This is a genomic window from Francisella sp. SYW-9 (assembly GCF_008711465.1).
In the GTDB taxonomy this organism is placed as follows: Bacteria; Pseudomonadota; Gammaproteobacteria; order Francisellales; family Francisellaceae; genus Francisella.
This window is the reverse complement of the sequence record NZ_VXKQ01000054.1, coordinates 1-7,459: the sequence shown is the minus strand read 5'-3', so window position 1 is coordinate 7,459 and position 7,459 is coordinate 1. Positions and strand designations below refer to the sequence as shown.

The window sequence follows — 7,459 nt, the reverse complement described above, 5'->3', positions numbered from 1 at the left end:
AAAGAAATGAAAAAGCTGCACGTAAATTCTTTAAGAAAGCCATTGGTAGGCATGGTTTGCCAGAGAAAGTAAATGTAGATAAATCTGGTGCTAATGAGGCTGCATTACTGACTATCAATATCTACTTATTTTTACTAGGGATATGGTTAACTCATGGTATTGAAATTAGACAAAATAAGTATTTAAATAATTTGATAGAGCAGGATCATAGAAGTATTAAACGATTGACTCGACCCATGATGGGATTTAAGTCTTGGGACTCCATGGAGTCCACTATCGCTGGTTATGAGTTAATAAATATGATTAGAAAAGGTCAGCACATTAATGCTGAAAATATGACTATTTGGGATCAATTCTATTCTATAGCAGCATAACTGTATCTAGAGCATACTGATTTCATGAAAATTGTCACTGATTTAAATATTTGCGACAAAACCCATATTTCTTAACCACTAATAATTTAAAAAAAATATGATGATTCTTAATTAGGTATTTAAAAGCTTATTAATGATCAAGATCATATATTAATATCATTGAAGGGATTATCTCTTTAATGTCTTTGAACCATCTTCTTTATGAAGATATAACAATTTAATAACCCTAGAGGGTGCAGTAACCCTCAAAGGTGTTGCTATATCTTCTACAAAAATAAGGAGACGTACGATGAGTACATTAAATAGATTGACACTAATTGGTAGATTAGGACAAGATCCAGAAGTTAAAACTACAGAAAAAGGCTTAAAAATAGCTAATTTCTCAATTGCAACTAATGGTGGCTCTAAAGATAATCCAACTACAACTTGGCATAGACTTACAGTTTTTGATAAGTCAGCTGAGTTTGTGGAACAGTATTATCACAAAGGAGACCTTGTTTTAGTTGATGGTGAGTTAGAGAATAGAGCTTACAATGATAAGGATGGTAACAAAAAATACCAGCTCCAAATCAAAGTAAGAAGAACTCAACCTTTATCTTCAGCTAGATCAACTAACAATAGTGACAATATACCGACAATGGAAGATTTAAATACAGTAGATGACATTGCTTATTAATTTATTTAAATTTCATTAATATCAACTTGATAACATAACCCACTAAGGAGACATCTCTAGTAGGAAGTCTCCCTTTAAAAAGGAGACTTAAGTTATGCAAAACATTAAAAGCTTTTTTATATATCTACATTCTTTAACTCCTAAAGCAAAAGCTGAAGAAGGTCAAAGAAGAAGAGAAGCATTGAAAAGAAGAATCTGTTCATTTGCTTAAGATATTTAAAATTTGAATTGAATATTGATCTTTTATGATCAGTAATCTCACCAGTAGGTGTAATTATGCCTACTGGTATGGTTATATCTACTGTATTTATATATAATAGACAACAGGAGTAATAACCGTATGGATGATTACATGAAAGATGATAAAACTATCAACTTAACTCAGCAAGAATATATTAATCTTATGGCTCATAAGATTACTCATGATGTTGTTACTGAGACTAGAGCTGATATTGATAGATTGAATGATAATATTAGTAAACGTTTTGAGCAAGTTGATAAACGTATTGAGCAAGTTGATAAACGTATTGATAGGGTACAAACATTCCTTTATTGGATTGTTGGTCTTGGTTTAACCTCAATAGTTTTACCAATTGTTTATCCATTAATAAAAGCTAATTTTTAATCTCAATATTCATTCAAATTAATACCTATATCTAAGGCTACTTTTGTAGCCTTTTTTATGATATTTAAAAATTTAGATTAAATACAAATATTCACCCCTAGGGATGTTACATTATCCCTAGTGATAGGTGTAATGTCCCTCAAATATTAAGGAGTACATTATGCCTAACTGGTGTTCAAATACAGTGAAAATTCAAAGTAATAAAGAATTCTCAAATGTTCTAAAAGGTCTTATCGATAAAGACTCTATTATTAATCTTTTCTTTAAGAAGACTCTTGATATTGATAACTCTAGCTCTAGCAATTGGTATCACGATAACTGTAGAGACATAGGTTGTAAATGGGATATTGATGCATATGTTACCTTTAGTAAGGATGATAGCATCTTTATAACTTTTGATAGCCCTTGGTCACCTCCTATAGCTGGTTTAATAGAACTTTCCGAATCATACAAACTTAACTTAGAGTTTGACTATGATGAGCCAAACATATGCTTTATCGGCAAAGGATCTATTAATGCTAACGGAGATGTTGATCAAGATATCTGGCAAGGCAATGAATATCTTAAAGGTTTATATCAATTACATGAAGATATAAATACTATATACGATTACATTGATTGCTATGGTTGTATTGACTCATTTTTAACTGAATACGCTGATGATTTATCTGATGCTGACTTCAACGATTTAAAAATAGCTATACAGCAAGAAGATAACCCTACAGTTATTAGACTGTTAAATCTAGAGAATTAATAACCCAAACTGGGATACACATTATCCCAGTAGGGCATAGCTGTATCCCTATATTTAAAATAAGGATATAACTATGAAAAACTATCAATTAAGTAAAAAAGATACTGGAATATATGAGGCTCAAACTAAATATATTAAAGAGGCTTATATCAATAAAACAAGTAGTGGTTGGAGATTAATTTCTGACAACCCTTATGTTTATGAAACCTTTAGCTATTTTAGAGATGCTAAAAGCTTTTTAAATGATTTTGATACTCTGTTTGAAAGACAGTTAAATCAAGAGAAACTAAGAAAGCTTAAAGAAGAAGAAATAGAGTCCTGGAGAGATAAACTCACTAAGTCTTTAAATAAACAAGTTAATTTAGAACCCCATCAACATTGTGTTTTTGCAAAGAAACTCAAAGTAGGTGATATGGTCGATGTTATGTTTGGACTTGGAAAGGAAAATAGTATAGGAGAAATTCTATTTCAAATTCAGTATGATTCAGAATACTGTAAAAAATACAATGAAATAGAAGAACCTAACGATTATCACAATTTAGAACCACTTCAAAGAAGTCATACCCTAGTTGAGATTGAAAATATAATAAATATTTCTAATCAAGATTATGATTTCTTCGTGAACAACCTTTTGACTAAATTTGATGGTCCTTTCTCTTTTCTACTAGATCGAGGTGGAAACATTAGCGATTATCATAATCCAGAGCAAATGAAAGATGATTACTTTGGTTATCTTGAAGAAGCAAACAAGCCTGAATATAGTCCAAGATCTCTTGGTACACTTATAACTTCACAAAATAGAGTATCTATTGTTGTTGATCCTCAAGGATATGACTACGCTAGATATGTTGGATTTTGTTGTTCTAATTATGGGAGATACTACAATGAAAGATCTTGATTATAACGAATATCTGTTTGCTATCTTACATTTTGAAGCATTTGTCAAAGATACAGATACTCCTTTAGATGACGCTTTTGAGCTTTATTTAACTAAGTATCAAAAATACCTTAAAAGAGTGATGTATCAAAGAACTACTCATTATCTGACTATGAAGCAATGACTAGATTTCTTGGAAAGGAGGTCTGAGATGAGATTTGAAAATAACTTTAAAATTCTTGAGATGATCAAAAAGAATGTTGATCTAAAGCAATATAGCGGCTTTGGGGGTCTTTACAAAACTATGAGTAGTGAGGACCATAAAAAGCTTAAAGATTTGTTAGGTGAAACATCTTATAATCAGATAATGGCTAGTTCTAAAACTGCTTATTATACTCCCAAGCCAATAATAGACTTCATATACAAAGCTTTAAATAAACTAGGTTTTGAGTATGGAAGAATATTGGAGCCAGCTTGTGGGCATGGGACTTTCATATTTAACATGCCTGATGAGATGAGATTAAATAGCTCAATTCATGCTTGCGAGTTAGATAAAATAAGTAGTCAATTAGCTAGTAATATTTGCCCATATGCAGATATTACAAACTGCTCCTTTGAGAGATACCAAGAAAATAACTTTGATTTAATTGTAGGCAATCCGCCTTACAGTAATTTAGTTATTAGAGATAGTGATAAAGAACTTGATGATTATGTTATTCATCATTACTTTATGGCTAAATCAATCAAACTTCTCAAAGATGGTGGAATACTGGCTTTTGTTGTCCCAAGCTATTGTTTAGATAATCTAAAAGGTCATGCTAGAAATCTATTATCAAAATATTCTAGATTAATAGCAGCTTTTAGACTCCCTGATAATATGTTTGATAATGCTAAGGTGACTGTAGATATTGTGTTTTTACAGAAAACTACAGATAAAAGCGTTGGCTATGATTTTCTTATGACTAAGGACATTAAAGTTAACAATAAAGCTTATCCTATGAACGAGTATTATCACAAACTCCCTAATAATATTTTAGGAGAGTTAGATACTGCTTTAGTATATAAGGAAAGAGTGGCTTTAACTGTAAGTTCAGCTTTATCAAAAGATGGTATTTTCATTAAACTTAATGAAAAATTAGATAGCCTAAAACCCCTCTACAAGTCTAAATCTCAGGATAATATAATCAAGCAAATTAAAGATATGAAAGATAATATTATTAATCAGTCCACTTCAAATGCTTTATTTTCTAAATTAAAAAACCTTGAGATAAAAAAGCTTCAGACAATAGAACAAGAATACATAGAAATATGTAGTCAAATTCAAGATTGTTTGAAAAGTATTAAACAGTAATTAACCCCTATGGGATACACGCTATCCCATAGGATATTGTTGTGTCCCTCTATAACTATAAGGATATAACAATGAAATTATGCATTATACGAAACAATTATGACTTTGAAATAGTAACAAAGTATGATCTTTTTAAAAAACTTGGTATAACAGAAATAACTCTATATGAAGATGATTTAAAAGATTTTGACCATATTAAAAACCTACTCTCTATGAATGATCCAAAAATTACTAATTTTGAGGAGTTATTTGAGGAATTAGCTGTTGATGATTCTTTAGTGCATATCGCACAAGAGATTTGCGACTATGGTTATTGGGTAGCAGAAAATAATGGTTATAATTCTGTTTGCTATGATTCTCTTAAAATTCTTAAGCACAATAAGTATGTTGGATGTTCAGAACATCAAAGTGATGAATGGTTCAGCTTTATTGATGGTGAATTCACTAGGTATATTATCAAGAATAATATTGATAGTATAACTGGCATTTTTATTGACGCTTCATGTTACTAGGAGATTCACAAAAGCTATAATTTGTATTTAATCTAAATTTTACTAATTTTGGCATAACTTTTTCAATTACTGCCAAAATTATTTCCTAGAGACTATTTGCAGAGCCCTCCATTTTTTCGGTTTTTATTCTTAAATGAATTTATTTAAGTATTTTATTTCTATAAAATAGCTAATGCGTTTATAAGCAATTTAATATTATGGCAAGAAAAAGAAGATCAAAAAAAGCTAATGATTTAGAGATATTTGGATCAGCACTCGATATTATGCTACAGGGTGGACATAATCAGCTTGTAACTCCAGATTTTATTTTACAAAGACGAGAGCCATTAAATGCTGATATTGGGAATTTAGATCCTAAAGATTTAGATACTTATAATCAAAAATATATTGATAAACTTATCAAACTCAAACCTAAAGAGAAAATAAATATACCCAATAATTTAGAAGAGTTATTAGACAATTATTCTCAACAAAGAGAGCTTCTTTCAGAGTTTAATAATAAAGCCTTTGAACCTCTTTTAATTAGATATGATATGGAAGCGTCCAAAGAGCTTAAAAACTTTGATCCATATATTGATAAAATAATTATTCGCAATGAATCTGAGATGAATTTATTTTATGACTATATATCTTTATATCGTAAAGTAGATAAACTTAGAACAATATCTCGTTGGATTAATGGTAATCCTCGCTCGTTAAATAAAGATAATACAAATGTAGTTATGGCTCTCGAAAAAGCTAAATTTGCTATTTTAAGGATAGATGAAAATTTAGATCATGGAGCTATTAAGGTAACAAACTTAATAACTAAGCAAGAAATGCTATTAATAGATAAAGCATTAAATCGATCACGCAAGGAAGGATTATTCTTTATTTGTTCATTATTAGATATGGGTAATTATGTTATGACTAGTGGTGGTGGAGTTCCTTTAGATCCTAACTCTCCAGCAGGCAAATCAGTAATTGCACTATCAGAGCAGTATTTAGAGAAGCTCCGTAAGGCAAGATTTCCATTAAATAATAATATTAGTGATTGTGTACGTAAAATATATAGCCTCTGTTTAAGAGGTGGTGCATTAATGAATTTAACTGTAAATTAAAAATATAATCAATAATTAAAGTGAATAACCATTTAAAAACTATAGTCTCAAGTTTAATAGCATTAAAAAAAGAAGGTATTTATTGGGATTTTAAACAATGTCATCACCACAATACTTGTGATTTGATCCATGATATTATTTGTCTAGCTAACACTAAACATCAAGGCAATAGATATCTTATTTTTGGGGTTAATGATTCCTGCGAAATAATTGGTTTAAATTCTGATGATCAGAAGAAACAAGCTGATATTATTGACACATTAAGAAATAGCAATTTTGCTAACAACATTTTTCCTGATGTAACTCTTGAAAATATAAAAATAAGTGATAAACCCATACAGGTTTTAACTATTAGAGATAAACAAGACAAACCTTATTACCTTTCTAAAAAGAAAGATAAATTAAATGCTGGAACCATATACACAAGGACTATGGATACCAATACTCCAAAAAGTAATGTAGCTTCAGCTATAGATATTGAATACATGTGGAAGGAACGGTTTGGGCTTACGCAAAATCCACTTGAGAGATTTAAAATATATTTAAAAAATGACACTCGCGGCTGGGATCTTAATAGTAACGATATTTTTTTCTATAAGCAGCATCCAGAATTTACTAAAAATATTTCTTGAGATAGTTTGTATTTTTGTTTTCAAAAAACTAACTTTCGCAGAGAAACAAGGACGCTTCAGCGTTCGCTACTCTTTCAAATTTAAACAAACATGTGGCTTTTAACCACTACATCTAGTAGTCGAATCTAAGAAATTAATCAACAAAAAGCAAGGTCGTATTGTTTGACCATAGAAATAATTTGCTCAATTTGCTTAGCAAATCCAGAGCATAAATTATGTATATGAGTATATAAATAGTAGACTTTTAACTCATTCTAATGAGTCCAAAAAGCTACTATTTTAACTGTAGTTGAACAATAAAGAACCTTACATTTGCATTAAATGAAGTAGAAAATAAAAGCAAATATCAGTGCTTTCATTAGGAGCAAAGCCTATTTTTCGATAGAAAAATAATGACGTTAGTCATCTGCTTTACGACTTTTGGAAGCATAATCCGATAGGATTTATATTTGCGATTATTCTTCTACAAATGTAATGGGATTGATTGATTTTGTGATGATGACTACCGCCCTCGTCACTGTTATTTGGGACAGTGACGAGGGCGGAATAGCCCACGTA

The 7,459-nt window shown here is 30.2% G+C and carries 10 protein-coding genes; all 10 read left to right on the top strand.

From position 1 onward, the window contains the following. The coding region (locus tag F3D62_RS12370) for a DDE-type integrase/transposase/recombinase (protein WP_150468163.1) at nt 1–374 on the top strand (374 nt) is incomplete at its 5' end. A 289-nt stretch (nt 375–663) separates the two neighbouring features. Continuing rightward, complete coding sequence (locus F3D62_RS12365) at nt 664–1,050, top strand: single-stranded DNA-binding protein (protein ID WP_150468550.1); 387 nt, start codon at nt 664–666, stop codon at nt 1,048–1,050. Between the two features lie 340 nt (nt 1,051–1,390). Then, complete coding sequence (locus F3D62_RS12360) at nt 1,391–1,675, top strand: hypothetical protein (protein ID WP_150468549.1); 285 nt, start codon at nt 1,391–1,393, stop codon at nt 1,673–1,675. 160 nt (nt 1,676–1,835) lie between these two features. Continuing rightward, nucleotides 1,836–2,429: a hypothetical protein gene (locus tag F3D62_RS12355; protein WP_150468548.1), complete on the top strand. Its 594-nt coding sequence runs from the start codon at nt 1,836–1,838 to the stop codon at nt 2,427–2,429. 73 nt (nt 2,430–2,502) lie between these two features. Next, nucleotides 2,503–3,327 (top strand): hypothetical protein, encoded by an 825-nt coding sequence (locus F3D62_RS12350; protein WP_150468547.1) that lies wholly within the window; start codon nt 2,503–2,505, stop codon nt 3,325–3,327. Further along, on the top strand, nt 3,314–3,490 hold the full coding sequence (locus F3D62_RS12345; RefSeq protein ID WP_191092626.1) for a hypothetical protein: 177 nt from the start codon (nt 3,314–3,316) through the stop codon (nt 3,488–3,490). The genes F3D62_RS12350 and F3D62_RS12345 overlap by 14 nt, the downstream gene beginning before the upstream one ends. A 27-nt stretch (nt 3,491–3,517) precedes the next feature. Beyond that, on the top strand, nt 3,518–4,657 hold the full coding sequence (locus tag F3D62_RS12340; RefSeq protein WP_150468545.1) for an N-6 DNA methylase: 1,140 nt from the start codon (nt 3,518–3,520) through the stop codon (nt 4,655–4,657). Between the two features lie 71 nt (nt 4,658–4,728). After that, nucleotides 4,729–5,169 carry a hypothetical protein gene (locus F3D62_RS12335; protein WP_150468544.1) on the top strand — a complete coding sequence of 147 codons (441 nt, stop codon included), beginning with the start codon at nt 4,729–4,731 and terminating at the stop codon, nt 5,167–5,169. 197 nt (nt 5,170–5,366) lie between these two features. After that, complete coding sequence (locus tag F3D62_RS12330) at nt 5,367–6,269, top strand: hypothetical protein (RefSeq protein WP_150468543.1); 903 nt, start codon at nt 5,367–5,369, stop codon at nt 6,267–6,269. A 20-nt stretch (nt 6,270–6,289) separates the two neighbouring features. Next, nucleotides 6,290–6,901: a helix-turn-helix domain-containing protein gene (locus F3D62_RS12325; RefSeq protein WP_191092625.1), complete on the top strand. Its 612-nt coding sequence runs from the start codon at nt 6,290–6,292 to the stop codon at nt 6,899–6,901. The last annotated feature ends 558 nt before the right edge of the window (nt 6,902–7,459 follow it).

Coding starts and splice junctions, on each gene's coding strand:
- F3D62_RS12350 (WP_150468547.1), top strand. CDS start 2,503: ATGAAAAACTATCAATTAAGTAAAAAAGATACTGGAATATATGAGGCT.
- F3D62_RS12355 (WP_150468548.1), top strand. CDS start 1,836: ATGCCTAACTGGTGTTCAAATACAGTGAAAATTCAAAGTAATAAAGAA.
- F3D62_RS12365 (WP_150468550.1), top strand. CDS start 664: ATGAGTACATTAAATAGATTGACACTAATTGGTAGATTAGGACAAGAT.
- F3D62_RS12360 (WP_150468549.1), top strand. CDS start 1,391: ATGGATGATTACATGAAAGATGATAAAACTATCAACTTAACTCAGCAA.
- F3D62_RS12335 (WP_150468544.1), top strand. CDS start 4,729: ATGAAATTATGCATTATACGAAACAATTATGACTTTGAAATAGTAACA.
- F3D62_RS12345 (WP_191092626.1), top strand. CDS start 3,314: ATGAAAGATCTTGATTATAACGAATATCTGTTTGCTATCTTACATTTT.
- F3D62_RS12330 (WP_150468543.1), top strand. CDS start 5,367: ATGGCAAGAAAAAGAAGATCAAAAAAAGCTAATGATTTAGAGATATTT.
- F3D62_RS12340 (WP_150468545.1), top strand. CDS start 3,518: ATGAGATTTGAAAATAACTTTAAAATTCTTGAGATGATCAAAAAGAAT.